General features: G+C 72.3%; 30 protein-coding genes, 2 tRNA genes and 1 other RNA gene. 27 read left to right on the top strand and 6 right to left on the bottom strand.

Annotation, left to right across the window (positions count from 1 at the left end; genetic code table 11):
• Window positions 1–147: 147 nt before the first annotated feature.
• From ftsE to ssrA, 6 genes are all read left to right on the top strand, one after another.
• A complete protein-coding gene (gene ftsE / locus ACLQ14_RS17025; RefSeq protein WP_425815196.1) occupies window positions 148–843 on the top strand; it encodes a cell division ATP-binding protein FtsE in 696 nt (231 codons plus the stop codon).
• Complete coding sequence (gene ftsX / locus ACLQ14_RS17030) at window positions 840–1,754, top strand: permease-like cell division protein FtsX (protein ID WP_425815198.1); 915 nt, start codon at window positions 840–842, stop codon at window positions 1,752–1,754. Before ftsE ends, ftsX begins: the two co-directional genes overlap by 4 nt.
• 1 nt (window position 1,755) lies before the next feature.
• Entirely contained in the window at window positions 1,756–3,201 is a 1,446-nt protein-coding gene (locus tag ACLQ14_RS17035) for a peptidoglycan DD-metalloendopeptidase family protein (protein WP_425815200.1), read from the top strand.
• A 114-nt stretch (window positions 3,202–3,315) separates the two neighbouring features.
• Window positions 3,316–3,786, top strand: a complete 471-nt coding sequence (gene smpB / locus ACLQ14_RS17040) for an SsrA-binding protein SmpB (RefSeq protein WP_425815202.1) — start codon at window positions 3,316–3,318, stop codon at window positions 3,784–3,786.
• Window positions 3,787–3,832: 46 nt separating this feature from the next.
• Window positions 3,833–4,249 carry a hypothetical protein gene (locus ACLQ14_RS17045; RefSeq protein WP_425815204.1) on the top strand — a complete coding sequence of 139 codons (417 nt, stop codon included), beginning with the start codon at window positions 3,833–3,835 and terminating at the stop codon, window positions 4,247–4,249.
• 144 nt (window positions 4,250–4,393) lie between these two features.
• Window positions 4,394–4,762: a transfer-messenger RNA gene (gene ssrA, locus ACLQ14_RS17050) on the top strand.
• A 57-nt stretch (window positions 4,763–4,819) separates the two neighbouring features.
• On the opposite strand, the gene ACLQ14_RS17055 is transcribed toward ssrA, so the two are convergent.
• Both ACLQ14_RS17055 and ACLQ14_RS17060 read right to left on the bottom strand, forming a co-directional pair.
• Window positions 4,820–5,245, bottom strand: coding sequence for a peptidoglycan-binding domain-containing protein (locus ACLQ14_RS17055; RefSeq protein WP_425815206.1), 426 nt, complete (start codon window positions 5,243–5,245; stop codon window positions 4,820–4,822).
• 213 nt (window positions 5,246–5,458) lie between these two features.
• On the bottom strand, window positions 5,459–5,839 hold the full coding sequence (locus ACLQ14_RS17060) for a hypothetical protein (RefSeq protein WP_425815208.1): 381 nt from the start codon (window positions 5,837–5,839) through the stop codon (window positions 5,459–5,461).
• A gap of 274 nt (window positions 5,840–6,113) precedes the next feature.
• Between ACLQ14_RS17060 and ACLQ14_RS17065 the strand changes: the two genes are divergently transcribed.
• From ACLQ14_RS17065 to ACLQ14_RS17105, 9 genes are all read left to right on the top strand, one after another.
• Window positions 6,114–7,277: an ROK family protein gene (locus tag ACLQ14_RS17065; protein ID WP_425815209.1), complete on the top strand. Its 1,164-nt coding sequence runs from the start codon at window positions 6,114–6,116 to the stop codon at window positions 7,275–7,277.
• Between the two features lie 133 nt (window positions 7,278–7,410).
• The gene (locus ACLQ14_RS17070) at window positions 7,411–8,751 is read left to right on the top strand and encodes a sugar ABC transporter substrate-binding protein (protein ID WP_425815211.1); all 1,341 of its coding nucleotides are present in this window, start codon (window positions 7,411–7,413) and stop codon (window positions 8,749–8,751) included.
• A 39-nt stretch (window positions 8,752–8,790) separates the two neighbouring features.
• Window positions 8,791–9,768 (top strand): carbohydrate ABC transporter permease, encoded by a 978-nt coding sequence (locus tag ACLQ14_RS17075; protein WP_425815213.1) that lies wholly within the window; start codon window positions 8,791–8,793, stop codon window positions 9,766–9,768.
• Window positions 9,765–10,679: a carbohydrate ABC transporter permease gene (locus tag ACLQ14_RS17080; RefSeq protein ID WP_425815215.1), complete on the top strand. Its 915-nt coding sequence runs from the start codon at window positions 9,765–9,767 to the stop codon at window positions 10,677–10,679. The genes ACLQ14_RS17075 and ACLQ14_RS17080 overlap by 4 nt, the downstream gene beginning before the upstream one ends.
• Window position 10,680: 1 nt before the next feature.
• Window positions 10,681–11,676 carry an ROK family protein gene (locus ACLQ14_RS17085; RefSeq protein WP_425815217.1) on the top strand — a complete coding sequence of 332 codons (996 nt, stop codon included), beginning with the start codon at window positions 10,681–10,683 and terminating at the stop codon, window positions 11,674–11,676.
• Window positions 11,677–11,708: 32 nt separating this feature from the next.
• Complete coding sequence (nagB, locus tag ACLQ14_RS17090) at window positions 11,709–12,491, top strand: glucosamine-6-phosphate deaminase (protein ID WP_425815219.1); 783 nt, start codon at window positions 11,709–11,711, stop codon at window positions 12,489–12,491.
• Window positions 12,492–12,619: 128 nt separating this feature from the next.
• Window positions 12,620–13,954: an extracellular solute-binding protein gene (locus tag ACLQ14_RS17095; RefSeq protein WP_425815221.1), complete on the top strand. Its 1,335-nt coding sequence runs from the start codon at window positions 12,620–12,622 to the stop codon at window positions 13,952–13,954.
• Between the two features lie 30 nt (window positions 13,955–13,984).
• Window positions 13,985–14,344, top strand: a complete 360-nt coding sequence (locus ACLQ14_RS17100) for a DUF3039 domain-containing protein (protein WP_425815223.1) — start codon at window positions 13,985–13,987, stop codon at window positions 14,342–14,344.
• 89 nt (window positions 14,345–14,433) lie between these two features.
• On the top strand, window positions 14,434–16,248 hold the full coding sequence (locus ACLQ14_RS17105) for a DEAD/DEAH box helicase (RefSeq protein WP_425815331.1): 1,815 nt from the start codon (window positions 14,434–14,436) through the stop codon (window positions 16,246–16,248).
• A gap of 10 nt (window positions 16,249–16,258) precedes the next feature.
• On the opposite strand, the gene ACLQ14_RS17110 is transcribed toward ACLQ14_RS17105, so the two are convergent.
• Window positions 16,259–17,650 (bottom strand): nicotinate phosphoribosyltransferase, encoded by a 1,392-nt coding sequence (locus ACLQ14_RS17110; RefSeq protein WP_425815225.1) that lies wholly within the window; start codon window positions 17,648–17,650, stop codon window positions 16,259–16,261.
• A gap of 110 nt (window positions 17,651–17,760) precedes the next feature.
• On the opposite strand from ACLQ14_RS17110, the gene clpS reads away from it, so the two are divergent.
• Genes clpS through rdgB form a run of 7 tightly spaced genes read left to right on the top strand, consistent with a single transcriptional unit; the run spans window position 17,761 to window position 23,037 of the window.
• Complete coding sequence (gene clpS / locus ACLQ14_RS17115; protein ID WP_425815333.1) at window positions 17,761–18,054, top strand: ATP-dependent Clp protease adapter ClpS; 294 nt, start codon at window positions 17,761–17,763, stop codon at window positions 18,052–18,054.
• Window positions 18,051–18,725, top strand: a complete 675-nt coding sequence (locus tag ACLQ14_RS17120; protein ID WP_425815227.1) for a DUF2017 family protein — start codon at window positions 18,051–18,053, stop codon at window positions 18,723–18,725. The genes clpS and ACLQ14_RS17120 overlap by 4 nt, the downstream gene beginning before the upstream one ends.
• On the top strand, window positions 18,725–19,927 hold the full coding sequence (locus ACLQ14_RS17125) for an ROK family transcriptional regulator (RefSeq protein ID WP_425815229.1): 1,203 nt from the start codon (window positions 18,725–18,727) through the stop codon (window positions 19,925–19,927). The genes ACLQ14_RS17120 and ACLQ14_RS17125 overlap by 1 nt, the downstream gene beginning before the upstream one ends.
• 59 nt (window positions 19,928–19,986) lie before the next feature.
• The gene (gene murI, locus ACLQ14_RS17130) at window positions 19,987–20,790 is read left to right on the top strand and encodes a glutamate racemase (RefSeq protein WP_425815231.1); all 804 of its coding nucleotides are present in this window, start codon (window positions 19,987–19,989) and stop codon (window positions 20,788–20,790) included.
• The gene (locus ACLQ14_RS17135) at window positions 20,790–21,593 is read left to right on the top strand and encodes an MBL fold metallo-hydrolase (protein ID WP_425815233.1); all 804 of its coding nucleotides are present in this window, start codon (window positions 20,790–20,792) and stop codon (window positions 21,591–21,593) included. The genes murI and ACLQ14_RS17135 overlap by 1 nt, the downstream gene beginning before the upstream one ends.
• Window positions 21,594–21,613: 20 nt before the next feature.
• The gene (gene rph / locus ACLQ14_RS17140; RefSeq protein WP_425815235.1) at window positions 21,614–22,396 is read left to right on the top strand and encodes a ribonuclease PH; all 783 of its coding nucleotides are present in this window, start codon (window positions 21,614–21,616) and stop codon (window positions 22,394–22,396) included.
• Entirely contained in the window at window positions 22,393–23,037 is a 645-nt protein-coding gene (gene rdgB, locus ACLQ14_RS17145; protein ID WP_425815237.1) for an RdgB/HAM1 family non-canonical purine NTP pyrophosphatase, read from the top strand. The genes rph and rdgB overlap by 4 nt, the downstream gene beginning before the upstream one ends.
• Here the strand turns inward: rdgB and ACLQ14_RS17150 are convergent.
• Both ACLQ14_RS17150 and ACLQ14_RS17155 read right to left on the bottom strand, forming a co-directional pair.
• A complete protein-coding gene (locus ACLQ14_RS17150; RefSeq protein WP_425815239.1) occupies window positions 23,034–23,405 on the bottom strand; it encodes a DUF3054 domain-containing protein in 372 nt (123 codons plus the stop codon). The genes rdgB and ACLQ14_RS17150 overlap by 4 nt on opposite strands.
• A complete protein-coding gene (locus ACLQ14_RS17155; protein ID WP_425815241.1) occupies window positions 23,402–23,974 on the bottom strand; it encodes an NUDIX hydrolase family protein in 573 nt (190 codons plus the stop codon). Before ACLQ14_RS17155 ends, ACLQ14_RS17150 begins: the two co-directional genes overlap by 4 nt.
• Before the next feature lie 141 nt (window positions 23,975–24,115).
• On the opposite strand from ACLQ14_RS17155, the gene trxA reads away from it, so the two are divergent.
• The 3 genes from trxA to ACLQ14_RS17170 all read left to right on the top strand — a co-directional run bounded on the left by trxA (window position 24,116) and on the right by ACLQ14_RS17170 (window position 25,360).
• Complete coding sequence (gene trxA / locus ACLQ14_RS17160) at window positions 24,116–24,499, top strand: thioredoxin (RefSeq protein ID WP_425815243.1); 384 nt, start codon at window positions 24,116–24,118, stop codon at window positions 24,497–24,499.
• Between the two features lie 75 nt (window positions 24,500–24,574).
• On the top strand, window positions 24,575–25,261 hold the full coding sequence (locus ACLQ14_RS17165) for an HNH endonuclease (protein WP_425815245.1): 687 nt from the start codon (window positions 24,575–24,577) through the stop codon (window positions 25,259–25,261).
• Window positions 25,262–25,275: 14 nt separating this feature from the next.
• Window positions 25,276–25,360: transfer RNA gene (locus ACLQ14_RS17170), tRNA-Leu, on the top strand.
• A gap of 36 nt (window positions 25,361–25,396) precedes the next feature.
• On the opposite strand, the gene bcp is transcribed toward ACLQ14_RS17170, so the two are convergent.
• The gene (bcp, locus tag ACLQ14_RS17175; protein ID WP_425815247.1) at window positions 25,397–25,876 is read right to left on the bottom strand and encodes a thioredoxin-dependent thiol peroxidase; all 480 of its coding nucleotides are present in this window, start codon (window positions 25,874–25,876) and stop codon (window positions 25,397–25,399) included.
• A 114-nt stretch (window positions 25,877–25,990) separates the two neighbouring features.
• Between bcp and ACLQ14_RS17180 the strand changes: the two genes are divergently transcribed.
• On the top strand, window positions 25,991–26,344 hold the full coding sequence (locus ACLQ14_RS17180; RefSeq protein WP_425815249.1) for a GroES family chaperonin: 354 nt from the start codon (window positions 25,991–25,993) through the stop codon (window positions 26,342–26,344).
• A gap of 53 nt (window positions 26,345–26,397) precedes the next feature.
• Window positions 26,398–26,473, top strand: a tRNA-Lys gene (locus ACLQ14_RS17185).
• Window positions 26,474–26,642 lie beyond the last annotated feature (169 nt).

Raw genomic sequence — 26,642 nt, forward strand, 5'->3', positions numbered from 1 at the left:
GCCCTCGCGCGCCCGCGTCCAGGCCCCGTCCAGGCAAGCGGCACCCCGGCGTGTCGCCGTCGGGCCCGCCGGACGCCGTGCATAGTGTCGAACCCGCCGCGCGTGGCCGCGTGCGGCGAGGCGCGCCCACGGGAGGGGTGATCGAGCGTGATCCGGTTCGACGACGTCACGAAGGTGTATGCGCGCGGTGCCCGTCCCGCGCTGGACCGCGTGAGCGTGGACATCGAGCGCGGTGAGTTCGTCTTCATCGTCGGCGCCTCGGGCTCCGGCAAGTCGACCTTCCTGCACCTGGTGCTCCGCGAGGAGCGCCCGACGGGCGGCCGGGTGTTCGTCGCCGGCCGCGACCTGTCGCGCCTGTCGAGCTGGAAGGTCCCGCAGCTGCGCCGCGGCATCGGCGTGGTCTTCCAGGACTTCCGCCTCCTGCCCAACAAGACGGTCTTCGACAACGTGGCGTTCGCGCTGCAGGTGATCGGGGAGCCGCGGCACACGATCCGCCTCCGGGTGCCGGAGGTGCTCGAGCTCGTGGGCCTGGACGGCAAGGAGAAGCGCCTGCCCGAGGAGCTCTCGGGCGGCGAGCAGCAGCGCGTCGCGATCGCCCGCGCGATGGTGAACCGGCCGCCGATCCTCCTGGCCGACGAGCCGACCGGGAACCTCGACCCGACGACCTCGCTCGGCATCACGCGCCTGCTCGACCGCATCCACCGCAACGGCACGACGGTCGTCATGGCGACGCACGACGACGAGATGGTCGACGAGCTGCGCAAGCGCGTCATCGAGCTCAAGACGGGCGAGGTGGTGCGCGACGAGTCCCGTGGCGCCTACGGATCGGAGCGCATCGCGTGAGGTTCCAGTACGTCCTGTCCGAGATCGGCCAGGGCCTGCGCCGCAACGTGACCATGGTGGTCGCGGTGGTGCTCGTGACGTTCGTGTCGCTGACGTTCGTGGGCGCGGCGGCGCTCCTCCAGATGCAGATCGGCAAGCTGCAGGACGACTGGTACGGCAAGGTCGAGGTGTCGGTCTTCCTGTGCCCGCAGGGCTCGACCGAGGCCGGCTGCTCGAGCGGGGCCGCCACGCAGCAGCAGATCGACGCGCTGTCCGCCCTGATGAAGTCGCCGACGGTGGCGCCGCTCGTCGAGAAGGTCCAGTTCGAGTCGACGGCCGAGGCGTTCAAGGAGTTCCAGGCGCGTTACCCGGACGGCTACAACGGGACGCAGCTCACGAAGGACGACATGCAGGCGTCGTTCCGGATCAAGCTCAAGGACCCGTCGCAGTACCAGGTGGTCGCGGACGTGGTCACCGGGCGTCCCGGCGTCGAGTACGTGCAGGACGAGCGCCGGATCTTCGACTCGCTGTTCCTCGCCCTGAACCGCGCGTCGTACCTCTCGGCCGGCCTGGCCGCCGTCATGCTCCTCGCGGCGGTGCTGCTGACCACGACGACGATCCGGCTGTCGGCGATGAGCCGGCGCCGAGAGACGGGCATCATGCGCCTGGTGGGGGCGAGCAACTGGTTCGTCCATCTGCCCTTCATGCTCGAGGGTGCGTTCTCGGCGCTCCTGGGCGCGTGCCTCGCGATCGGCGGGCTGTGGCTGGCGGTGAAGTACCTCGTCGACGACTGGCTCGCGCGCTCGGTGACCTGGGCGCCGTACGTCACCGAACGGGACGTGCTCACGATCGCGCCTGTCCTGCTCGCGGTCGCCGTGGTGCTCGCCGCCGTCGCGAGCGTCCTGACCCTGCGCCGTTACACGAGGGTGTGAGATGCGAGACCTGACCCGTTCCTCCGGTTCCTCGAGCGCGCGCCCGACGGCGCGGCTCTGGCTGGCGCGCGCCCTCGCCGCGGCGGTGGGCGCGACGCTGCTCGCGGGATCGGCCGTCGGGGCGCACGCCGACGACCTCGACGACCGACGAGCCGCGGCGGTCGCGAAGCAGAAGGCGCTCGAGGCGAAGAACGAGAACCTGAAGTCGGAGCTCGAGGACACCTCCGCGACGCTGTCGAAGGTCTACCTGGAGCTCAAGGGCATCGAGGCGAAGATCCCCGTCGCGCAGGCCGACCTGGACGTCGCGAACGGGAAGGTCGAGTCGACGCTGCGCGCCCAGCAGCTGCTGGCGCAGCGGCTCGCGGACGCGCAGGCGCAGGAGACGGCGCTCGAGGGCCAGGTGGCGAAGGGCGCCACGCAGGTCGCCGCCGCGCACGACGACGTCGCTGCGATGGCCCGGCGCTCGATGCGGGGCGACGGGGCGCTGACGAGCCTGGGCGTCGTGACGGGCGCGCAGAGCACGCAGCAGTTCGTCGACGACTACGCGCTCGCCAAGACGGTCTCGCGGACGCAGTCGCGCGAGCTCCGGTCGCTGCAGGACACCGAGGCGGTGGCCAAGAACCGGTCGGTGCGGCTCGAGGCGGTCCGTAAGCAGGTGGCGGACCTCAAGGCCGAGGCGGACCAGAAGGTCAAGGAGGCGCAGGCCGCGCAGCAGGCGGCCCAGGAGCGCAAGGCCGCCCTGGACCAGCTGCAGGCGCAGCAGAAGACCAAGGCGGCCGCCGTCGAGAAGGAGAAGGCCGCGGCCAAGGCGTCGCTCGACCAGAACGAGTCCGACACCGCCGCGGCTCAGCACCAGGTCGCGGTCTTCGCCCAGCAGGTCCGCGAGCGCAACGCCGCGCGTGCGGCCGCCGAGAAGAAGCGCCAGGAGGCGGAGGCCAAGAAGCGGGCGGCTGAGCAGAAGAAGGCCGGCTCGTCCGGCGGTGGATCGTCCGGTGGCGGAAGCTCCGGCTCGTCGGGCGGTTCGTCCGGCAGCGCGAACGTCTCCGCCGGCCGGCTCGCGTGGCCTGTCGCGAACACGTACGTGACGTCGTCGTACGGGATGCGGCTGCACCCGATCCTCCACGTCTGGCGGCTCCACTCGGGCGTCGACCTCCACGCGCCATGCGGCGTGCCGATCAAGGCGGCCGCGTCCGGCACCGTCGTCTACGCGGGATGGCTGGGCGGCTACGGCAACCGGGTCGTCGTCGACAACGGGTCCTACGGGTCGAAGGAGCTCTTCACCACGTACAACCACATGGTGAACTACTCGGTCCGGGACGGTCAGCACGTCAGTCAGGGCCAGACGGTCGGGCACGCGGGGACCTATGGCCTCAGCACGGGCTGCCACCTCCACTTCGAGGTCATGCTCGACGGGAGCTTCACCAACCCCATGCCGTTCCTGCCCTGAGCCGTTCCTGCCCTGACAAATCGCGGGCTCGCCGTGGGCGCGGTCCCGTAGGCTGGTGGGTCGGACGGAGCACCGCGCGCCGTCGTCACCCCACCACTTCAGGAGCTGAGCACGGTGCCGAAGGACACGGGCCGCCAGGTCGTCGCGACCAACCGCAAGGCCCGCCACGACTACGTCATCGAGGACGTGTTCGAGGCCGGCATCGTCCTGAACGGCACGGAGGTCAAGGCCCTGCGGCAGGGTCGCGCGTCGCTCGTCGACGGCTTCGTCCTCGTGGACCGGGGCGAGGCGTGGCTCGAGAACGTCTACGTCCCCGAGTACTCGCAGGGCACCTGGACCAACCACGCGCCGCGGCGCAAGCGCAAGTTGCTCCTGCACAAGTCGGAGATCGAGCGCCTCGGCTCCCGCTCGCACGAGAAGGGCCAGACGATCATCCCGCTCCAGCTCTACTTCCTCGACGGCCGTGCGAAGGTCGAGATCGCGCTCGCGCGAGGCAAGAAGGAGTGGGACAAGCGGCAGGCGCTCCGCGAGCGGCAGGACAACCTCGAGTCCCAGCGGGCCATCCGGCACCGGGAGCTGGCCTGACCCTGCCGCGGGTGACGAATCGGACGTGGCGCCGTAGGTTGGCAGCATGATCAAGCTGCACCAGCTCTTTCCACGGCTCGCTGCGGGCGCGTTCATCCTCAGCTCGGGTCTCGACAAGCGCAACGTCGACGAGGAGCACGCCGCGATGCTCCACGGTCAGGCCTCGACGGCCTACCCGTTCCTTGCGGACTGGGAGCCGGCGAGGTTCGTCCGGACCCTCTCGAACACGGAGATGGCGCTCGGCGTCGCGCTGATCGTGCCGTTCATCCCGACCGCCTTCGTCTCGCTGGCGCTGGGCGTGTTCTCGGGCGGCCTCGTGGGCCTCTACGTCAAGACGCCCGGCGCTACCCGCGACGGGAGCGTCCGGCCGTCCCCGCAGGGGATCGGCCTCGCGAAGGACACCTGGCTGGTCGGGATCGCCGCCGGTCTGTTCGTCGACTCCGTGAGCCGCGGCAAGCTCTGAGGCCGTCAGGCGGTAGCGCCGTGCCTCCCCGGAATACCCGTGCCCGACGGGCGGTTCATCCCGTAGGCTGTCAGCGCACGCTCCGGCGTGCGTCGCCGTCGGGCTCGTCATCACACGGGCGTCCTGGCGTTGACAACTTCACACGGGGGTGATCGGTTTCGACGGTCGTCGTGCTTCGAGGAGAAGCGGGCCGAGGACGCAGGCTTATCTCGTTAACGATGCCTGCAAACCCATAGGTGCCGATTCCAAGCGCACCGACTTCGCACTCGCCGCCTGAGCGAGTCTTCGAAGTCCGTCAGCCCGGGGATGCTCTCGCCCCGGTTCCTGGCGTCATCTAGGGAGCCACTGCTTGCTGCGCTCGTCAACGGCGCAACAGGGACTTTTAGTTGACTGAGCCCGTCAGCACCTTGTCTGCGTGAGTGCTGGGGCCGAGAAAATCAACAGCAGACTGCGCCCGGAGAAGTCCTGGATCTGCGTCACCGGACCGGGGTTCGATTCCCCGCACCTCCACCCGTGGCAGAAGAGCCCGTCCGAGTTCGCTCGGACGGGCTCTTCTGCGTCCGCTGAACGTCAGACCCGCCCGCCGCACTTGGAGGGTGACGCCGCCAGAACAAACTTCAGATGGCTAGACGTGATCGGTCCGTAGACGCCGTCGCCGGTGATGCCTTCACGGGCCTGTGCCTTTGCGAGGAACTTCTTTGTGTCCGGGCCGAAATGACCGTCGATTTCGAGGTCGTACCCGTAGCAGGTGTGAAGCGCATACTGCAGAGCGAAGGCACCCCCGTTCCATGTCGCGCTCTGACTCGTGCTCATGGTGCAGTACTGGGTCTCGCCTGCGCCGGTGTGGTAAACGGGTACGGAGAGCCCGCCGATTGTGGCAGCCGAGGTACAGGCGTACGTGGCCGCTTGGGCAGAAGTCGCCGAAAACGCGGTTGGCAGCACGATCGCTGCGATCATCACGAGCGTCGCGAGGCTTCGCCGAAGGAGACGGTTCATGGGATTCCTTTCCTATTGGGCTGCTGATAGGTCCGTGCAATACAGACTTTCATGGCCCTGCCCGAGTCGCGGCAGCGCCACGACACGGCGAGAATAGCGAAGGTGGTCGGTAATGTCCATTTCAGTCTGGGATCTGCTGAAATCTTCCTGATATGTACATGACGGCCGTGACATCGAGAAGTGCCTGAGAACGCGCCCACCCGGGCCGAGCCGCTACCAGCCGAGCGCGCTCCACACGTCGTCAGCCTCGGCGCCGTCGAGCCAGGCCACGTGCAGGTGGCGCTCACCGAGGCGGAGCCGCCCGTCGCGGAGCGCGTCGAGCGCGGACGTGCCCCGCACGGCGGCGTCGTCGCAGTAGAGCTCGGGGAGGGCGTCGTCGAAGTGGACGCGCCACTCGAGGCGCTCGACGGGGTTGACGTGGCTGGGGGCCAGGTGGGGCCCGACGGTGTCCCAGTGCGTGACCACGCGTGTCACGACGAACCCGACCGGCCGCGCCCCGTGGGACCCGCGGGCGGCTTCCGTCAGCCGGCCGATCCGGCGACGGTACGCGCCGAGGTCGCCGGCGGGCCGGGACGGTGCGCTGGCCTGGGGCACGCTGCTTCCCTTCCGGGTCGTGAGCGGGTTCGGCCGGAGGCCGGTCACGTGCTGGCGCCAGCCTAGGCAGCCCGGACCCGCAGCGGCACCCGTGGGAGCGTGCTCACCCCCGGCCGTGAGCAAGTCGTGACCTGCGGAGGCTTGCCCGCGCACGGCCCTGGCCGCCTGGTGGGACGGGCCGCCCGAGAGGTGTCGGCGCGAGCAAGGTTACGGAATGGACACAGTCATCTGGGAAAAGTTGACGACGCTTCGTAAGGAGGGTCTACTAACCGCTATGACGACGACGGTCACCGGCGCGGGAGCGCCCCGGAGAGGGCTCGGCAGCTCGCTCCGCCCGAGCACCAAGGTGCTCCCCGAGCACGCTCGGGCACACAACCGGTCGCTCGTCCTGCGCCACCTCTTCCACGAGGGGCCCACGTCCCGTGCCGACCTCGCCCGCGCCACCGGCCTCACGCGGGTGACCATCTCCGACCTCGTCGCCGCGCTGATCGCGGAGGGCCTGGTGGAGGAGCTCGGCGTCCGCCCCGGCCAGCGCGTCGGCAAGCCCGCGATCCTCGTCGGGATGCGGACGGACGCCTTCCAGATCGTCTCCGTCGACCTCACGGACGGCGCCGTGATGCACGGGGCCGTCTCGACCCTCACGGGCGACTTCGTCCACCGCCAGCAGCTGCCCATCGAAGGGCGCACCGGCGCCGACATGGTCGACCTGCTCACCCGCTTCGCCCGGCTGCTGGTCGCGTCGGCCACCCAGCCCGTGATCGGCGTCGGCATCGGCTCGCCCGGCGTCATCGACGCCGACGGCGTCGTGATCGAGGCCCCCAACCGCCGGTGGTTCGGCGTCCCGCTCGCCGCCGAGCTCTCCGGTCGTCTCGGGCTGCCGGTCCACGTCGCGAACGACGCCAACATCGCGGCCCTCGGCGAGTACACCTTCGGCGGCGCCGACGGCGACGGGCTGCTCGTGATCACGATCGGCGAGGGTGTGGGCGCCGGCGTCATGATCGACGGCGCACCGCTGCGCGGCCGGCGGAGCGCGGCCGGCGAGATCGGCCACATCACCGTCGTCACCTCCGGCGGCGAGCGGTGCGCCTGCGGGCGCACCGGCTGCCTCGAGACCGTCCTGGCCGCGCCGGCGCTGCGCCGCGCCGTCGACGGGCTCGACCCCCAGTCTGCCGAGGCGGCCCTCGCCTCGGTCGGCGTGCTGCTGGGATCGGCGCTGGTGCCGGTCATCAGCACGCTCGACCTCGTGGACGTCCTGCTGAGCGGTCCCGCGGACCTGCTCGACGGGCCGCTCCGTGAGGCCGCTCTCGCGACGATCCGGGAGCGCACGATGCCCGCCATCACCAGCGAGCTCCGGCTCGAGATGGCGTCGCTCGGCGAGGACGACGTGCTCGCAGGCGCGGCCGTCCTCGTGCTCGCGAACCAGATGGGGGTCGCATGACCTCGTCGGTTCACCCCGCACGCACCGGGCCGTCGGCGGCCCGGGGGTGCACCCCGCCTTGCGGAGGGCCCATCGCAGTGGGCGCCGCCGGGAACCCTGGAATGCGCACCCGCGCACGACTCAAGGAGACGCGTTGAAGAAGACACGCACCATGGCGATCGGCGCATTCGGCGTCGTCGCCGCGCTCAGCCTGGCCGCCTGCTCCAGCAGCGGCAGCGGCGGCAGCGGCGACAAGACCGACGGCGCGAGCGCGCAGAAGACCATCGGCACCGTCGACGGCTCGGGCAAGACCCTCACGGTCTGGGCCATGACCGGCGACCTCTCGGACAAGTCCCTCGCGGCGATCAACGCCGAGTTCGAGAAGGAGACCGGCGCCAAGGTCAAGGTCGAGACCCAGCAGTGGGCCGACATCGCGACGAAGATCACGACCGCGCTCTCCACGAGCACGCCGCCCGACGTCATCGACATCGGCAACACCCAGGTCTCGACCTTCGCCGCCACCGGCGGCCTCATGGACCTCACGCCCTACAAGGACGAGCTCGCGCAGGGCCAGAGCTGGCTCGGCGGCCTCGTCGACCCGGCGACCGTCGACGGCAAGCTCTACGGCGTCCCGTCCTTCGGCGCGACCCGCGCCGCCATCTACAACAAGGACGTCTGGTCGAAGGCGGGCATCACCGCCGCGCCGACGACGTACGACGAGCTGAAGCAGGACCTCGACAAGATCAAGGCCGCGAACACGGCCTCCGACTACTCGTCGTTCTACCTGCCCGGCCAGTACTGGTACGCGGGCATCCAGTGGCTGTGGGACGCGGGTGGCGACCTCGCCACGCAGTCCGGCACGACCTGGAACTCCGGCTTCGGGAGCGACAAGTCGCAGCAGGGCCTGACGAACTGGAAGGACTTCCAGAACGCCTACTCGTCGAAGGCGAGCCAGACGCTCAACACCGACAAGCCGGACCAGGACCAGGTGTTCGCGGACGGCAAGGCCGCTACGGTCGTCGGGAACAACTGGGAGATCGGGGCCATCGAGAAGGCCAACCCGAAGCTCACCGGCAAGCTGGGCACCTTCGCGATGCCGAGCCAGGCCGGCAGCGGCACGCAGCCCGTCATGCTGGCGGGCTCCGACTGGGGCATCGCGACCAAGAGCCAGCAGCAGGACCTGGCCCTGGTCTGGACCAAGATCGCCGCCAGCCCGGAGATCCAGAACACCTACGTGTTCGGCACCGACCACTGGATCCCGAACAGCCAGGAGGGCATCGACGCGGCGACCGCGAGCGGCAAGCTCGCCGACACCGACGGTGCGTTCTTCACGGCCGCGAAGAACTCGAAGGCGACCCCGCCGTCGGCCGGCTGGGCCCAGCTCGAGGACCCGGGCATGAAGCAGTTCTTCCAGTCCATCGCCTCGGGCAGCAAGTCCGTCGCGGACGCCACGAAGGACTGGGACGCGACCGTGAACAAGGCCCTCAACGGCTGACCCTCGCGTCCTCGCTCCACCCTCGACAGGAAGCAACCGATGAGTTCCTCAACTGCGACTGTCGCGGACGAGGGTGTGGCCGCCGCCCCCCGTGGGCGGCGGCCACGCGCCCCTCGCCGTGACTCCAAGCGCTCTCGCTGGGCCCCGCTCTGGCTGATCTCGCCCGCCGGGATCGTGATGGTCCTCGTGATCGTCGCGCCGATCGCGTTCCTCGTGTACACGTCGTTCACCGACTACGACCAGCGGTCGCTCTTCACGGGCGCGTACGACGCCGTCGGCCTGCAGCAGTACACCGACATCTTCAGCGATCCCGACTTCTACCGGGCTCTCGCGCTGACGCTGTGGTTCACCGCCGCGATGGTGCTCGGCAGCGTGCTCATCGGCGTCGCGGTCTCCGAGCTGCTCACCCGGCTCGGCACCGCAATGAAGTACATCGTCACGGTCGTGCTCATCTTCGCCTGGGGCATGCCCAACGTCGCCTCGTCGCAGGTGTGGAACTGGCTGTTCCAGCCGGGGTACGGCATCGTGAACTGGCTGCTCAAGCAGCTCCACATCTTCGGCGACACCACGAACCTCTCGTGGGCGAACGACAAGTGGCTCGCGCTGCTGTGCATCTGGCTGCTCGTCGTGTGGCAGGCCGTCCCGTTCATCGCGCTCACCACCTACGCGGCGCAGACGCAGATCGACCCGGCCTACCGCGAGGCCGCCCGGATCGACGGCGCGAGCGAGCGGCGGATCTACTTCTCGATCACGCTGAACTTCCTCAAGCCGACGCTCCTGCTCATCACGGTGCTGTCGATCATCTGGGACTTCAACGTGTTCAACCAGATCTGGCTGGTCACCCAGGGTGGCCCCGACAACGCCACCGCGACGCTGGGCGTGTGGACCTACATGACGGCGTTCACCAGCTTCAAGATCGGCACCGGCGCCGCGATCTCCGTGGTCACGACCGTCCTGCTGATGGTCATCAGCGCCTTCTACGTCCGCCGCCTGCTCAAGTCCGGGGAGGACCTGTGACGTCACTCGCCGCCGAGTCGAACGCCGCCGCCGAGGCGGGCGTGATCACGCCCGCGGGAGCGTCCCCGCGCCCCCTGAAGAAGCGGCGCAAGCGGCCGCGGTTCTGGATCAACCTCGTCGCGATCGTCTTCAGCGTGGTGTGGATCTTCCCGGTCTACTGGATGGTCAACACCGCGTTCAAGCCGCGGTCGGAGCTCCTGACGGTCGACCCGCTGTTCGTGCCGAAGCACCCGACGCTGCACAACTTCGACGTCGCCATCAACGACACCACGTTCCTCACGAACCTCAAGAACAGCGTGATCGTGGTCTTCGCGGCGATCATCGTTGCCGTGGTCCTGGCGCTGTTCGCGTCGGCCGCGCTGAGCCGGTTCCGGTTCCGCGGGCGGCGCACCATCATGGTGCTGATCCTCGTGGTGCAGATGCTGCCCGGGACCGCGCTCCTGATCCCGCAGTTCCTGATCTTCAACCAGGCGCACCTGCTCAACACGTACCTGGGGCTGATCCTCGCTTACGTCGCGGCCGTCCTGCCGTTCTCCATCTGGGTGATGCGCGGGTTCTTCGTCGCGATCCCGGCCGAGGTGGAGGAGGCCGCCTGGATGGACGGCGCGAGCACGTGGCGCACCCTGCGGAGCGTCCTGTTCCCGCTGGTCCTGCCGGGCGTGATCTCGACGAGCATCTTCGGCTTCATCACCGCGTGGAACGACTACATCGTCGCCTACACCTTCATGAAGGACTCCAGCAAGTACACCCTCCCGGTGTGGCTCAACTCGTTCTCGACGCCCACCGGGGGCACGGACTTCGGCGGCCAGATGGCGGCCTCGGTGCTGTTCGCGCTGCCTGTCGTGGTGTTCTTCCTGATCATCCAGCGCAACCTGGTCGCCGGGATGTCAGCGGGAGCGGTGAAGGGCTGACGTGAGCATCTCTGCCTCGTTCGACGAGACCTACGCGGAGACGATCGGGGACGGCGAGGCGGAGCAGCGACCTGGCACGTTCGCGGTCGGGCTCGACATCGGCGGCACCAAGGTGCTCGGTGTCCTGCTCGACGCGGACGGCACGGTCGTGGACTCCGTCCGCCTCCCGACGATCCGCGGCGGGGACGGCGTGGTGCGGTCGGCTTCGGACGTCGTCCGGCGCCTCGCCCGCGCCGCGGACCTCGAGCTGCGGGAGATCGGCGCCGTCGGCGTCGGGGTCCCCGGCCTCGTGGACCCCGCGACGGGCTCCGTCCACCACGCCGTGAACCTCGGGATCCACTCCGACCAGTTCCCGCTCGCCGCCAGGATCGGCGCGGAGCTCGGCGGCGTGCCGGTGCACGTCGACAACGACCTCAACGTCGCGGCCCTGGGCGCGTCGTTCGCCCTCGGCCCCGACGCCGACGACCTGGCCTACCTCGCCCTCGGGACGGGGATGGCGGCGGGCGTCGTGCTCGGGGGCGAGCTGCGGCGCGGCGCGAGCGGCGCCGCGGGCGAGGTCGGGCACATCCCGATCCGCCCCGACGGCCCGGTGTGCGCGTGCGGCCAGCGGGGCTGCGTGGAGCTCTACGCGAGCGGCAGCGCCCTCGCGCGGCGGTGGCCGACGTCGTCGGACGTCCCCGCGCCGCTGCTCGTCTTCCGGGCGGCCGCCGACGGCGACCCCCGGGCCCTGGAGATCCGGCACGACTTCGCGGTGGCGCTCGCCGAGTGCCTGCGCATCATCGTGCTGTCGTACGACGTGCGCCGGATCGTCATCGGCGGCGGCGTGACCGGGGTCGGCGCGCCGCTGCTCGAGGTGCTGTGCGAGGCTCTGGCCGAGCAGGCCGCGACCTCGCCGTTCCTCGAGAGCCTCCGCATCGCGGACCGGGTCAGCCTCGCGCCGTCGGACGTGCCCATCGCGGCCGTCGGCGCGGCGCTGGCGGGCCTGCGCAGCGAGTAGCGACCACCGACCACCGAGCGACTGGAGCAGTCATGGAAGTTGTCATCGCACCGGCCGACGAGCTCGCCCGGCTCGCGGCGGACGCCGTCGAGCGGCTCGTCCGGACCAAGCCGGACGCCGTCCTGGGGCTCGCCACGGGCTCGAGCCCGCTCAAGGTGTACGACGAGCTGGCCCGGCGGCACGCCGAGGACGGGCTGTCCTTCGCGGGCGCGCGGGCGTTCATGCTCGACGAGTACGTCGGCCTGCCGGCCGAGCACCCCGAGCGCTACCGCAATGTGATCGAGAAGGAGATCGCGTCGCGCGTCGACTTCGCGCCCGGGGCCGTCCAGGGCCCCGACGGACTCGCCGAGGACCTGCCGACGGCGTGCGCGGCCTACGAGCGGGCGATCGTCGACGCCGGCGGTGTCGACCTGCAGATCCTCGGGATCGGCACCGACGGGCACATCGCGTTCAACGAGCCGGGCTCGTCGCTCGCGTCGCGCACCCGCATCAAGACCCTCACCCAGCAGACGCGCGAGGACAACGCGCGGTTCTTTGACGACGACATCGACAAGGTCCCGCACCACTGCCTCACGCAGGGGCTCGCGACGATCATGTCGGCGCGCCACCTGGTGCTGCTCGCGACCGGCAAGGGCAAGGCTGAGGCCGTGCACCAGCTCGCCGAGGGCGCCGTCAGCGCGCTGTGGCCGGCGACCATCATGCAGATGCACCCGCACGCGACCGTCCTGGTCGACGACGCGGCCGCCAGCCGCCTGCAGCTCGCGGGCTACTACCGCCAGACGTTCGCGTCGAAGCCGGGGTGGCAGGGACTGTGACCCGGGCCGCCGGGCAGCATGCCCGGCGGGTCGGCCGCACCTTGTAGGCTGTGCGCGCCGCCTGCGCGTCCGGCTCCCGTCCGGTGCGCACGTCGAGCGCTCCGGAGCACGATCGAGAGGACCCGTCCGTGTCGTCCCACCACCTCATCCCGCGGCGCCGGCGCGCGGCCGTCCCGCTCGTCGCCGTCCTCGGCGTCGCCGGCCTCGTGCTGTCGGCCTGCTCGTCGGGCAAGGCGACCGGGGACGACCCGACGTACCCGACCGGCCAGACGATCACGGTGTCGCTCATCGCTCCGTCAGCAGCGCAGGACGCGGCGAACGACTACCTCAAGGCGACGTTCGAGGCGAAGTTCCCGGGCAACAAGCTGGTGGTCGAGAAGGAGGCGTGGGGCACCTACCAGGACGACTACGCCAAGGAGCTCATCGACGGGAAGGGCACGATCCCCGACGTCGTCGAGATGGGCAACACCCAGACGCCGGGCTTCACCGCGACGGGGGCGCTCCTGGACCTCACCGACAGGTACGAGGACCTCGGCGGCGACGACCTGCTCCCCGGGTTCGTCGAGATCGGCTCCTACGAGGGGCGCTTCTTCGCGCCCCCGTACTACTCGATCGGGCACGTGGTGCTGGGCTCGAGCGACATCGTGAGCGGCACCATCCCCGAGTCGCTCGGCGAGTACGTCGCCGCGGGCACCACGCTCAAGGAGAAGAAGAGCAGTCGCTCCGGCATCTACCTGCCCGGCAAGGACTGGTACGACGTCATGCCGTACGTGTGGGAGAACGGCGGGTACATCGCCAAGCAGGCGGACGACGGGTCCTGGAAGGCCGGCTTCTCGTCGTCGGGCGGGATCATCGGGCTCGTCCAGGCGCAGAACGTCATGAAGAAGGCCAACAACCAGAAGGTCGGGCCCGCGGACGCCGACGAGGCCGACGCGGCGAAGGTCTTCTGCAAGGGCAAGATCGGCTACCTGGCGGGACCCGCCTCGCTCGCCGGCGCCGTCAGTGCCTCTAAGAAGGCGGACCCGCCCGGCTGCGGCACCACCTACGGCGACCCGTCGAAGCTCGTCGCGTTCGCGCTCCCCGGCAAGGAGAAGGGTTCCGTCGCGGCGACGTTCGCGGGCGGCTCGAACCTCGGCGTCGCCGCGAAGTCGAAGAACCCCGAGCTCGCGTACCAGGTGCTCAAGATCATGACGTCGCCCGGCTACCAGGACCTCATGGCACTGAACGACTTCATCCCCGCACGCATCACGTCGGCCGAGAACCTGCCCCAGGACAGCGTCACCCTCGCGAGCGCCCGCGCCGCGCAGAACGCGATCCTGACCCCGGCGTCGCCCCAGTGGGCGACGGTCGAGTCGAAGCAGTACCTCCAGGACGCGTTCGCGGAGATCGCGGCCGGCGGCTCCGTCCCGGCGATCGCCAAGAAGCTCGACAAGGAGATCGAGGACACCCTCAACGCGAAGTGAGCGTGGGGCCCCCGACGTAGGATCAGGATCATGACCGAACCGCTCTCCAGCCCCCAGCCTGCGTACGACGACCCGTCCGGCGGGTCGTCCACGGCGGTGCTCGAGCGGGAGGAGACCCGCGAGCTCGCCGAGCCCGGGGACCACGAGCGCTTCGCCCACTATGTCCGCAAGGAGAAGATCCTCGAGTCCGCGGTGACGGGGGCACCCGTGATCGCGCTCTGCGGCAAGGTGTGGGTCCCGGGTCGCGACCCGAAGAAGTTCCCGGTCTGCCCGGTCTGCAAGGAGATCTACGAGGGTCTGCGCGAGCCGCAGGACGGCGACGGCGACCAGAAGGGCTCCGGCGGCGGCTCGGGCCGCAAGGGCTTCTTTGGGGGTAAGGGCGGCAAGTGACGGCGAACGAGAGCCCCCGCACCCGCCCGTCCTCTCGTCCTCCCGCAGACCGCACCGCCGTCGACCACGCGGCCGCGGAGCAGCCGTCGCTGTTCGCCCCGCACCCGCCCGCCGGCCCGCAGGCCGCGTCGACGTTCGCGGCCGAGCAGCTCAGCCCGGCGTACCCGCGCCGCGCCCCCTGGGGCACCGCGGGGAAGCTGCGCGCCTGGCAGGCGGCCGCGCTCGACCTGTACCGCGAGCGGTCGCCCCGCGACTTCCTCGCGGTCGCGACGCCGGGCGCCGGCAAGACGACGTTCGCGCTGCGCATCGCGACCGACCTGCTGGAGCGGCGCGTGGTCCGGCGGGTCACGGTCGTCGCGCCGACGGAGCACCTCAAGCACCAGTGGGCCGACGCCGCGGCGCGGGTGGGCATCCACCTCGACCCGACCTTCAAGAACAGCCAGGGCCGGCACGGGTCCCACTACGACGGCGTCGCGCTGACCTACGCGCAGGTCGCGAGCAAGCCCGCGCTGCACCGGGCGCGCACGGAGGCTGCGCCGACGCTCGTGATCCTCGACGAGGTCCACCACGGCGGCGACGCGCTGAGCTGGGGCGACGCGGTGCGCGAGGCCTTCGAGGGCGCGTCGCGGCGGCTCGCGCTGACGGGCACGCCGTTCCGCTCCGACACGGCGCCGATCCCGTTCGTGCGCTACGAGCAGGGCCCGGACGGCATCCGCCGGTCGACCGCGGACTACAGCTACGGGTACGGGGAGGCACTGCGCGACCACGTCGTGCGGCCTGTGATCTTCCTGTCCTACTCGGGCCAGATGCGCTGGCGGACGCGCGCGGGCGACGAGGTCGCGGCCACGCTCGGCGAGGCCCTCACCAAGGACATGACGGCGCAGGCGTGGCGCACCGCCCTCGACCCCGAGGGCGAGTGGGTCCCGTCCGTCCTCCAGGCCGCCGACACGCGGCTGACCGAGGTGCGGCGCTCCGTCCCCGACGCGGGCGCGATGGTCATCGCGACGGACCAGTCCGACGCCCGCGCCTACGCCGCCCACCTGCGCCGGATCACCGGCCATGCGCCGACCGTCGTGCTGTCCGACGACGACGGCGCGTCGGCGCGGATCGAGGAGTTCTCGTCCGGCGACTCACGCTGGATGGTCGCTGTGCGCATGGTGTCCGAGGGCGTCGACGTGCCGCGCCTCGCGGTCGGCGTCTACGCGACGAGCACCGCGACGCCGCTGTTCTTCGCGCAGGCCGTCGGCCGGTTCGTCCGCGCCCGGCGCCGGGGCGAGACCGCGTCCGTGTTCCTCCCGAGCGTGCCCCAGCTCCTCGCGCTCGCGGGGTCCATGGAGGACGAGCGCGACCACGCGCTCGACCGGCCGTCGTCGGGCGAGGACGAGAACGCCCTGGAGGACGGCCTGCTCGCCGACGCGAACCGCGTGCGGGACGCGCCGGACGCCGTCGGGCCGGACGGGCTCGAGGCGAGCTTCAAGGCGCTCGAGGCCCAGGCGACGTTCGACCGCGTGCTGTTCGACGGCGGCGAGTTCGGGACGGGCGCGGAGGTCGGGTCGGCGGAGGAGCTCGACTTCCTGGGGCTCCCCGGCCTGCTCGACGCCGACCAGGTCACGACCCTGCTGCGCGAGCGGCAGGCGGGCCAGGCGGGCGGCCGCGCGGCACCGCAGGACCCGGACGCGGCGGCGCGCGAGCGGGCGGCGTTCGACCACCGTCGCGCGGCCGAGCTCCGCAAGGAGCTCCAGAAGCTGGTGTCGGCGTGGGCGCGGCGCAGCGGGCAGCCGCACGGCAGCGTGCACACCGAGCTGCGGCGCCGGTGCGGCGGCCCGGAGGTCCCGCTCGCGACCGTCGACCAGCTCGAGGCGCGCGTCGAGCTCGTGCGGAACTGGTTCGTCGGCAAGCGCTGAGCGTCGGGCGCTACGGGAGGCGGAGGTAGACCGTGTCGAGCGCGGGGTCGCCGACCGAGAGCCGGCGGGCCCCGCGCGGGAGCTCGGCGCGGGACTCCGCGTGCCGCCGCGCTGCCGCCTGCACCCCGCTCGGGCCGGTCCACCGGGTGTCGACCGCGCCGTCGGTGACGAGGGGCACGTGCAGGGGCCGGGTGTCGTCGGGCACGGCCCACGAGCGCAGGGCGAGGTCGTCGCCCGTCACGACGAGCTCCTCGACCGCGCGGCCGTCGCCGTCGAGGCGCCGCGCCGCCACCTTCCGGCCGCCGGCGCTCGTCTTGAGCGTCGACGCCTTCGCGACGGGCTCGAGGACGCCGTCGCGGCCCTCGCGGGCGACCAGCTTGTAGACCATCCCGCAGGTCGGCGAGCCGGAGCCCGTGACGAGCGAGGTGCCGACGCCGTACGTGTCGACGGGCGCGGACGCGAGCGCCGCGATCGCGTGCTCGTCGAGGTCGGACGTGACGACGATCTTCGTGCCCGTCGCGCCGAGGTCGTCGAGCTGACGGCGCACGTCGACGGCGAGGCCCATGAGGTCGCCGGAGTCGAGGCGGACCGCGCCGAGGCCGGTGCCCGCGGCGGCGACCGCGCGCTCGACCCCCGTGCGGACGTCGTAGGTGTCCACCAGCAGCGTCGTCCCGGCGCCGAGCGAGGCGACCTGGCTCGCGAAGGCGGACTCCTCGTCGTCGTGCAGGAGCGTGAAGGCGTGCGCTGCGGTGCCGATGGTGGGCAGCCCGTAGCGGCGCCCGGCCTCCAGGTCGGACGTGCCGGCGAACCCGCCGATCACGGCGGCGCGTGAGGCGGCGACCGCGGCCTGCTCGTGCGCCCGGCGCGCGCCCATCTCGAGGCACGGGCGGTCGACGGCGGCGCTCGTCATGCGGGAGGCGGCGGCGGCGACGGCCGAGTCGTAGTTGAGGACCGACAGGACGAGGGTCTCGAGGATCACCGCCTCGGCGAACGTGCCCTCGACGACGAGCACGGGGGACTGCGGGAAGTACGTCTCGCCCTCGGCGTACCCGGTGATGCTGCCGGTGAAGCGGTAGTCGGCGAGGTAGGCGAGGGTGCGGTCGTCGACGATGCGCTCGCGCCCCAGCCACTCGAGCTCGGCGTCCTCGAACCGGAACGAGCCGAGCGCCTCCAGCACCCGCCCCGTGCCCGCGAGCACGCCGTAGCGCCGGCCGGCCGGCAGGCGGCGCGTGAACACCTCGAAGACGCAGTGCCGTTCCGCCGTCCCGTCGGCGAGCGCTGCCTGCAGCATCGTGAGCTCGTAGCGGTCGGTCAGGAGCGAGGTCCGCCCGGGCGCGTACGCGGGCGGCGGTGTGAGGCGGGGCACGTCGTCGTGCACCGTGAGCCCCGGGAGCGTGGCCATGACCACAACCTAGGGCACGCGCCGGGGCGTGGCATGCGCGGCCCGGGCCTCGGACGGCGAGCGGAGGCGCGGGTCCCACCACCTAGCATGGAGGCGTGGACCTGATCACGATGTCGGCGGCGGCTCCGGAGGCGGAGGTGCGCCCGGACGACGCCGCGCTGCGCGTCGCGGACGCGTGGTCGACGATCGTGTGGAACGACCCGGTGAACCTCATGAGCTACGTGACTTACGTGTTCGAGAGCTACTTCGGGTACCCGCCGGAGAGGGCGAACCAGCTCATGCTGCAGGTGCACCAGGAGGGCCGCGCCGTCGTCTCGCACGGCGGGCGCGAGCGCATGGAGGTGGACGTGCAGGCGATGCACGACTTCGGCCTGTGGGCGACCCTCCAGAAGGACGGCGCGTGAGGCCCTTCAAGGCGACGCGGCGCGGCTACGTCGCGCAGCTGGACACGCCGGAGCGGGTGGTGCTCGCGCACGTGGTGGGCGACGTCGTCGAGCTGCTCCAGGACGCCGTGCCGGACGCCGACGGCTCCCCGTGGGGCACGCTCGAGGCCGAGGCGCTCCCGCCGCGCGACCCGGCCCTGTCGCGTCTGCTGCCGGAGGCGTCGACGGACCCGGAGGTCTCGGGCGAGTTCCGACGGCTCACCCAGGGCGAGCTCGCGGGCGCGAAGGCGACGCGCCTGCTGGCGTTCGCGGAGCGCCTGCTGGACGACGAGGTCGCCCGCGCGGCCGCCACCGGCCGGCACGTGCGCGCCGAGCGGACGGACCTGGTCGTCCCGCGCGACGCCGCGCGCGACACGGCCGCGGCGCTCACGGACGTCCGGCTCGTCCTCGCGTCGCGCCTCGGGGTGACGGACGACGACGAGGCCGAGGACCTGTACGCCGAGATCGAGGCGGGCGCGGCCGACGACGCCGCGGAGGAGCCGACGGACGACGACGCGCCGGGTGGTGTGGGCGACGCGTCGCGGCAGTTCCTCGGTGCGGTCTTCGTCACCGCGGGCTGGCTCCAGGAGTCGCTCGTGGGGGCCATGCTGGCGGACCTGCGGCGGCGGCCGCCCGCGGGCCCGCGGGCGTGATGGCGCCCCAGCCCGGTCAGCCGGCCCTGCTCCGGACGCTCAACGACCGGCGTGCGCTCGAGCTGCTGTTCGCGCACGGGCCGCTCACGCGCGGTCGCCTGGGCGCGCTCAGCGGGCTCTCGAAGCCGACGGCCGCGCAGGTCGTCCAGCGGCTCGAGTCGCTCGGGCTCGTCGGGCCGGTGGCCCGCGTGTCGGGCGGACGCGGGCCCGACGCCGTCGCCTACGGGCCGATCCCGGGTGGCCGGGTGGGGGTCGCGGTGGACGCCCGCGCGCACCGGCTCGCGGCCGTCGCGGTCGACGTGCTCGGCACCGAGCTGGCGCGCGCGGAGGTGGCGCGCGCGGTCGACGGTCCGGGACCCGGGCCGCACGACGCCACGTCGGGAGGCGTGGACGAGCTCGTCGCGCTCGTCGACCGGGTGTGCCGCGAGGCGGGCGCGGCGCGCGACCAGCTCGACCTCGCCGTCGTGGGCGTCTCCGCGGCGGTGGACCCGCGGACCGACACCCTCCGCTTCGCGGAAGACTTCCCCGGATGGCCAGACCGTGGCGTGGGCCGCCACCTCGGCGACGCGCTGGGCTGCGACGTCGTGCTCGACAACGACGTGAAGCTCGCCGCCCTCGCCGAGCGCGAGCACGGCGCGGCCCGCGACGCCGACGGCTTCTCGATCCTGTGGATGGGGCAGGGCGTGGGGCTCGCGACGGACCTGGGCGGCGTCGTCGTGCGGGGAGCCGCCGGGGCGGCCGGCGAGGTCGGCTACCTGCGCTCGCCCGCGGCGCTCGAGGCGGACGACCCGGTCGAGCCGTCGACGGTGCACCACCTGCTGAGCGTGTCCGCGGTGCTCGAGCTCGGCCGGCGGCACGGGACGGCGCCGGCCGAGCCGGACGCGGGACCCGACGCGGCGCTCGCGGCAGCCCTGGCGTCCGACGCGGTGCTCGAGGCGCTGGCGCGCCGGGTCGCCGAGTGCGTCGCGCCGGTCCTCGCGGTCCTCGACCCCGGGCTGCTCGTCCTCGCCGGCCCGCCGGCGGTGCTCGGCGGCGACCGCCTCGCCGGGCTCGTCGAGGAGCACGTGGCGGCGTCCTCGCCCTGGCGGACGCGCGTCGTGGCGACCGGCGTGCCGGACGGCGCCGTGCTCGACGGCGCCCGGGTCGCGCTGCTCCGCGAGCTGCGGTCGCGCGCCCTCGAGCGCGCGGGCCGCGTCGACTGAGCCACGCGGGGCCGGTGTCGGTGGCGGGCGCGGGGCCGGTGCCCCGTTAGGCTCGGACCGTGAACGACGCGCCCATCGGGATCTTCGACTCCGGTGTCGGCGGACTGACCGTGGCCCGATCGATCCTCGACCAGCTGCCAGGCGAGTCCCTGCACTACATCGGCGACACGGCCAACAGCCCCTACGGCCCCAAGCCCCTCGCGGCGGTCCGGGCACTGTCCCTCGCGATCATGGACCAGCTCGTCGACGAGGGCGTCAAGATGCTCGTCATCGCGTGCAACAGCGCGTCGTCGGCGGTGCTGCACGACGCCCGCGAGCGGTACACGGTCCGCCGGGGAGTCCCCGTCGTCGAGGTGATCCTTCCCGCCGCCCGACGCGCGGTCGCCACCACGCGCACCGGTCACGTCGGGGTCATCGGCACGCGGGCCACGATCGAGTCGCGCGCGTACGACGACGCGTTCGCCGTCGCGTCCGGCATCACGCTGGTGTCCCGGGCGTGCCCCCGGTTCGTCGAGCTCATCGAGGCGGGCGTCACGTCCGGCCCCGAGGTGCTGGACGTCGCGCACGAGTACCTGGACCCGCTCCGCACGGTCGGCGTCGACACGCTCGTCCTCGGCTGCACCCACTACCCGCTGCTGACGGGCGCGATCTCGTACGTCATGGGCGAGGAGGTGTCGCTCGTCTCGTCCGCGGAGGAGACCGCCCGCGACGTCTACCGCACGCTCGTCGCGCACGGGCTCGAGCGCTCGCCGCTGGCGGGGCCGCCCGAGCACCGGTTCGTCTCCACCGGGGGCGCGGAGCGGTTCGAGCAGCTCGCCCGCCGGTTCCTCGGCCCCGAGGTGCGCGCCGTGGAGCAGGTCTGATGCGCCTGGTCGTGGTGGGCTGCGCGGGCTCGTTCGCCGGCCCCGCCGGGCCCGCGTCGTCGTACGCGGTCCAGGCGGAGGACGGGTCGGGCCGCACCTGGACCGTCGTCCTCGACCTCGGGAACGGGGCGCTGGGCGCACTGCAGCGTGTCCTGGACCCGTTCGACGTCGACGCCGTCGCGCTCAGCCACCTGCACCCGGACCACTTCGCCGACCTCTGCGGCCTCTACGTGTACCGGCGGTACCACCCGTCGCGGGGCGTCCTGCACGACCCGGCGCTCGGGCCGCTCGCCGTCTGGGGGCCGTCGGGCACCGAGCGGCGCCTCGCGGACGCCTATGGCTCGCGGGACGACGAGGACATGCGGTCCGTGTTCGCGTTCCGGGCGTGGTCACCGGAGCGCCCGGTCCGGCTCGGTCCGTTCGTGCTCGAGGTCGTGCCCGTGCGGCACCCCGTCGAGGCCTACGCGATCCGCGTCACGGGCCCCTCGACCGACCGCCCCGGCGAGCAGGCGACGCTCGTCTACTCGGGCGACACCGACGCGTGCGACGGGCTCGTCGAGGCCGCGCGCGGGGCCGACCTGTTCCTGTGCGAGGCCGCGTTCCAGGAGGGCCGCGACCTGCTCGACGGGATCCACCTGACCGGGTACCGCGCCGGCCGGGCGGCGAGCGCCGCCGGGGCGCGGCGCCTCGTGCTCACGCACCTGCCCGCCTGGAACGACCCGCAGGTCGCGCTCGCCGAGGCGGCGTCCGCCTACGCCGGGCCCGTCGCCCTCGCCGCGGCGGGCACGACGTACACCCTCTGAGGCGCGCCTAGGCTGGGTCCATGCCGAACGACACGACCACGACCATCACCCGGGCCGACGGCCGCAGCACCGACGAGCTCCGCCCCGTCCGCATCACCCGCGGCTGGCTGGACTCCGCCGAGGGCAGCGTCCTCGTCGAGTTCGGCGGGACGCGCGTGCTGTGCGCCGCGTCGTTCACCGAGGGCGTCCCGCGCTGGAAGAAGGGCTCGGGCGAGGGCTGGGTGACCGCCGAGTACGCGATGCTCCCGCGCGCCACCTCGACCCGCAGCGACCGCGAGTCCGTCAAGGGCCGCGTCGGCGGGCGCACCCACGAGATCTCGCGCCTCGTCGGGCGCTCGCTGCGCGCCGTCGTCGACGTGAAGGCCCTCGGCGAGAACACGATCGTCCTCGACTGCGACGTCCTCCAGGCCGACGGCGGCACCCGCACCGCCGCCATCACGGGCGCCTACGTCGCCCTCGCCGACGCCGTCGCGTGGGGGCAGCGCTCCGGGCTGGTCCGGCCGAGCCTCGTGCCTGCGGGGACGCCGGTACTCACGGACTCCGTGTCGGCCGTGAGCGTCGGGATCATCGACGGGGTGCCGATGCTCGACCTGCCGTACGAGGAGGACGTGCGCGCCGAGACCGACATGAACGTCGTCGTCACCGGTGCGGGGACGTTCGTCGAGGTGCAGGGCACCGCCGAGCACGCCCCGTTCGACCGCGCCGAGCTCGACGCGCTGCTCGACCTTGCCGTCGCGGGCAACGCGACGCTCGCCGCGCTCCAGCGGGCCGCGCTCTCCGCCGAGCCCGAGGGCCACCGGTGAGCGGGGCCGCGGAGGGCGTTCGGCTCGTCCTCGCGACCCACAACCCGCACAAGGTCGGCGAGCTGCGGGAGATCCTGCACGCCGTCCCGGCGCTCGCCGACCTCGACCCGGCGGCGGTCGTCGGCGCGGGTGACGTCGGCGCGCCCGAGCCCGTCGAGGACGGCGTGACGTTCGAGGAGAACGCGCTCATCAAGGCCCGGGCGCTCGTCGCGTTCACGGGCCTGCCCGCGGTCGCGGACGACTCCGGCATCGCCGTCGACGTGCTCGGCGGCGCCCCCGGCGTCTTCTCGGCGCGGTGGAGCGGGCGGCACGGCGACGACGCCGCGAACCTCGACCTGCTGCTCGCGCAGGTCGCCGACGTGCCCGACGCGCACCGCGGCGCAGCGTTCGTCTGCGCGGCCGCGCTCGTCACCCCGGACGGGACCGAGGTCGTGCACGTGGGCGAGCTGCGGGGGAGCCTCCTGCGCGAGCGCCACGGAGACGGCGGGTTCGGCTACGACCCGGTGTTCCGCCCCGACGGCGAGACCCGCTCGACCGCCGAGCTCTCGCCCGCCGAGAAGAACGCGATCAGCCACCGGGGGCGAGCGTTCCGGGCCCTTGCGCCCGACGTCGCGGGGGTGCTGGCGAAGGCCAGGGACTAGGCCCCGCCGCGCCGCCGCGCCACGACGCCGGCCAGTGCACGCCACCCGACGAGCCCCAGGCCGAGGAACACCGCGGCCACGACCTGGAAGCTGAGCGCGATGCCCTGACCTGTGGCGAGGCGGAGCAGCATTCCGACGGCCCAGGCGCCCGCCCACACGGCCACGGCCGTCGGCCAGAGCGGGAGGGGACGGCGCCAGGCGCGGGCCGCGAGCCACCCCACAGCCACGCCGGCGAGGAACGGCCACGCGGTGGCCAGGACCGCGACGAGGCCCTCGTGCTCGTCGTGCGACCGCCGGCCGATCGCCGCGAACACGAGCACCCACACGACGTCGGCGAGCGCGGCGAGCGCAACCGTGCGCGGCCTCACGGGAGCCGGCCCACGTGGGCCATCGCCTGGCGCAGGAGGGTGCCCTGCCCGCCGTGCATCTCGAGCTGGATCTCGTCGCTGCAGGCCTGCTCCGGCGTCAGCCAGGCCAGATCGAGCGCGGACTGCTGGGGTTGGGCGTCGCCGCTGATCGGCACGACGTAGGCGAGCGACACCGCGTGCTGGCGCGGGTCGTGGTACGAGGTGATCCCCGGCGTCGGGAAGTACTCGGCGACGGTGAACGGCTGCGGGGACGGCGGGACGAGCGGCAGCGCGACGGGCCCCAGGTCCTTCTCGATGTGCCGCAGCAGGGCGTCGCGGATCCGCTCGTGGTACATCACGCGCCCGCTCACCAGCGCGCGCGTCATCGCGCCCGTCGGGCTCACGCGCAGCAGCAGCCCGACGGCGACCACGTCGCCCGACTCGTCGACCCGCACCGGCACGGCGTCCACGTAGACCAGCGGCAGCTGGGCGCGTGCGGCCGCCATCTCCTCCGGCGTGAGCCAGCCCGCGGGGTGGGGGCGCTCGTGCGGGAAGTCGTCGTCGGGAGGGAGGTCGGCGGTGTCGGTCACGGGTCCAGTTCTACCGTGCGCGCGCCCGACGGCGCACGGCCGGGTCGGGCGCCGGACCCGGCTCGGGTGTCGTCGTCGTGGGAATACGGCGGCTCCCCGGACCGCTGTACCGGTCGGAAACCCCCGAAGGAAGGAAGCCAGATGGCCACCCAGGCACTCACGGGCGAGACGTTCGAGAAGACCGTCCTCGAGAACGACATCGTCCTCGTCGACTGGTGGGCGTCGTGGTGCGGCCCGTGCCGCATGTTCGCGCCCGTCTTCGAGCAGTCGTCGGAGGCGAACTCCGACATCGTCTACGGCAAGGTCGACACCGAGGCCGAGCAGAGCCTCGCCGCCGGCGCGCAGATCACGTCGATCCCGACGCTGATGGCGTTCCGTGAGGGTGTGCTCGTGTTCTCCCAGCCCGGCGCGCTGCCCGCCTCCGCGCTCCAGCAGGTCATCGACCAGGTCCGCGGCCTCGACATGGACGACGTGCGCGCCCAGATCGAGAAGGCCAAGGCGGAGAGCGCGGCCCAGCAGAGCTGAGCCGCGCCGCGGTAGCGCTCCGGGTGCCGCTCGCAGGCCCAGGCCACTGTCTGTCGTTCGAACTAGTGTTCGATTATGAGCAGGCGGCACAAGTACACGTACGAGATCCTGACCGAGGCGGCTGCGCATGCCGACTCGCTGGCGGGCGTGCTCCGGTACCTCGACGTCCCGACGCGCAGCGGCTCCTACAGCCATATCAGCAAGCGGCTGAAGGAGCTGGGCGTCGACACGAGCCACTTCGCGCCCCGCAGGAGGTACACGCGCGAGGTGCTGCAGGAGGCGGCCGCGAACTCTGACTCGGTCGCGGCCGTCCCCCGACACCTCGGCCTGGTGGAGTCCGGGGGTGCGCACGCGCACATCGGTCGGATGCTGAAGCAGCTAGGCGTCGACACGAGCCACTTCCGCCGCGACCAAGGCGCACGGGTGCGGGCAAATCGTCTCGCGGCAGCCGACGTGCTCATCCATGAGCCCGTGCGGACCAAGCGTCGGCCGCCTCACCTCCTGCGGCGGGCCCTGCTCGAGCTTGGTCGGTCCTACAGCTGCGAAGCGTGTGGTTGCGACGGCCGCTGGCAAGGCGCCCCGCTCATGTTGCACGTCGATCACATCAGCGGCGACTTCAGGGACAATCGCGCGTCGAACCTTCGCTTTCTGTGCCCGAACTGTCATGCCCAGACGCCGACCTTCGCCGGTCGGTCGGTCAAGCACCGCGGATGCGTCGCCCCGGGGGAACGTGAGGACGGTGCAGACGGTCAAGGTGGCTAGACTGGCGCCCGCCGGCCGGAGTGATGGAACTGGCAGACATCCGGCGTTTAGATCGCCGTGCCCTCGGGCGTGCGGGTTCGACTCCCGTCTCCGGCACCAGACGTAGGTTGCGCGACGGCGAACACCCGCGTGGCCTCAGAGCGGGTCGATCACGAGGTCTCGGCGCAGCTTCGCGACGTGGCCGGTCGCGCGCACGTTGTACTGCGCCAGCGCGACCTTGCCCTCCTCGTCGACGACGACCGTCGACCGGATGACTCCCGTGTAGGTGCGGCCGTAGTTCTTCTTCTCGCCCCACGCGCCCCAGGCCTCCAGCGCCGTGTGCTCGGTGTCGCTCACGAGGGGGAACGGGAGGTGCTCGTCGGCCGCGAAGGTCGCCAGCTTGGCGACGGGGTCGGGCGAGACGCCGACGACGTCGTACCCCGCGCCCTGGAGCGACGCCAGGGAGTCGCGGAAGTCGCACGCCTCGGTGGTGCAGCCGGGGGTCGCGGCCGCCGGGTAGAAGTAGACGACGACGCGGCGGCCGCGGTGGTCCGCGAGGCGGTACGTGCCGCCGTCCGCGGTCGGGAGCGTGAGGTCGGGGGCGTCGTCGCCGACGGCGAGGCGGTGCGCGGTCACGGGGTCCTCCAGTGGGTCGGGTTCGGTGCGACTCTAGCGACGTGCCGCCCGCGCGTGGCTGCCGAGCCTGGGGACGGGCGCGGGTGGGCGGCCGCCGGCCGGTAGCGTGGGACCGTGAGCAAGACCCCTACTCCCGCCGCCGAGACCCCCGCACCGCACGTACCCGTCCGGATGCTGCACGACCGGCTGCTCGTGCTGCCGGAGACCGACTCGGCCGAGCGCCAGACGTCCGCGGGGCTCGTGATCCCCGCGACCGCCGTCGGGCCCAAGAAGCTCGCATGGGGCTCCGTCGTGGCGGTGGGCGAGAACGTGCGACGCGTCGAGGTGGGCGACCGCGTGCTGTTCGACCCGGACGAGCGCGCCGAGGTCGACCTGGGCGGCACGGACTACGTGCTGCTGCGCGAGCGGGACGTGCACGGGGTCTTCGAGCAGCCGGCCCCAGGGGAGCGCACCGGGCTCTACCTGTAGCCCGGGGACTCGATTTCGAGGGCACGGCGGGGTGCTGCTACCCTTCTTCTCGCGCGCCATTAGCTCAATTGGCAGAGCAGCTGACTCTTAATCAGCGGGTTCGGGGTTCGAGTCCCTGATGGCGCACCACCATCGACCAGACCGCACCGCTCCTCGGGGCGGGCGGGCGCTCGTCGTGGTGAGTGGTGCTCCGGTCCTGACCCGGTCCGGGGGCTGCTACTCTTCTTCTCGCGCGCCATTAGCTCAATTGGCAGAGCAGCTGACTCTTAATCAGCGGGTTCGGGGTTCGAGTCCCTGA

Source organism: Luteimicrobium sp. DT211 (assembly GCF_049844995.1).
Classification (GTDB): Bacteria; Actinomycetota; Actinomycetes; order Actinomycetales; family Cellulomonadaceae; genus Luteimicrobium.

Bases quoted from the DNA above. Each gene is read 5' to 3' on its own strand.
- ACLQ14_RS17035 (WP_425815200.1), top strand. From the start codon at position 1,756: ATGCGAGACCTGACCCGTTCCTCCGGTTCCTCGAGCGCGCGCCCGACG.
- ACLQ14_RS17045 (WP_425815204.1), top strand. From the start codon at position 3,833: ATGATCAAGCTGCACCAGCTCTTTCCACGGCTCGCTGCGGGCGCGTTC.
- ACLQ14_RS17055 (WP_425815206.1), bottom strand. From the start codon at position 5,245: ATGAACCGTCTCCTTCGGCGAAGCCTCGCGACGCTCGTGATGATCGCA.
- ACLQ14_RS17065 (WP_425815209.1), top strand. From the start codon at position 6,114: ATGACGACGACGGTCACCGGCGCGGGAGCGCCCCGGAGAGGGCTCGGC.
- ACLQ14_RS17075 (WP_425815213.1), top strand. From the start codon at position 8,791: ATGAGTTCCTCAACTGCGACTGTCGCGGACGAGGGTGTGGCCGCCGCC.
- nagB (WP_425815219.1), top strand. From the start codon at position 11,709: ATGGAAGTTGTCATCGCACCGGCCGACGAGCTCGCCCGGCTCGCGGCG.
- ACLQ14_RS17100 (WP_425815223.1), top strand. From the start codon at position 13,985: ATGACCGAACCGCTCTCCAGCCCCCAGCCTGCGTACGACGACCCGTCC.
- ACLQ14_RS17110 (WP_425815225.1), bottom strand. From the start codon at position 17,650: ATGGCCACGCTCCCGGGGCTCACGGTGCACGACGACGTGCCCCGCCTC.
- clpS (WP_425815333.1), top strand. From the start codon at position 17,761: ATGTCGGCGGCGGCTCCGGAGGCGGAGGTGCGCCCGGACGACGCCGCG.
- ACLQ14_RS17125 (WP_425815229.1), top strand. From the start codon at position 18,725: ATGGCGCCCCAGCCCGGTCAGCCGGCCCTGCTCCGGACGCTCAACGAC.
- ACLQ14_RS17135 (WP_425815233.1), top strand. From the start codon at position 20,790: ATGCGCCTGGTCGTGGTGGGCTGCGCGGGCTCGTTCGCCGGCCCCGCC.
- rph (WP_425815235.1), top strand. From the start codon at position 21,614: ATGCCGAACGACACGACCACGACCATCACCCGGGCCGACGGCCGCAGC.
- trxA (WP_425815243.1), top strand. From the start codon at position 24,116: ATGGCCACCCAGGCACTCACGGGCGAGACGTTCGAGAAGACCGTCCTC.
- ACLQ14_RS17165 (WP_425815245.1), top strand. From the start codon at position 24,575: ATGAGCAGGCGGCACAAGTACACGTACGAGATCCTGACCGAGGCGGCT.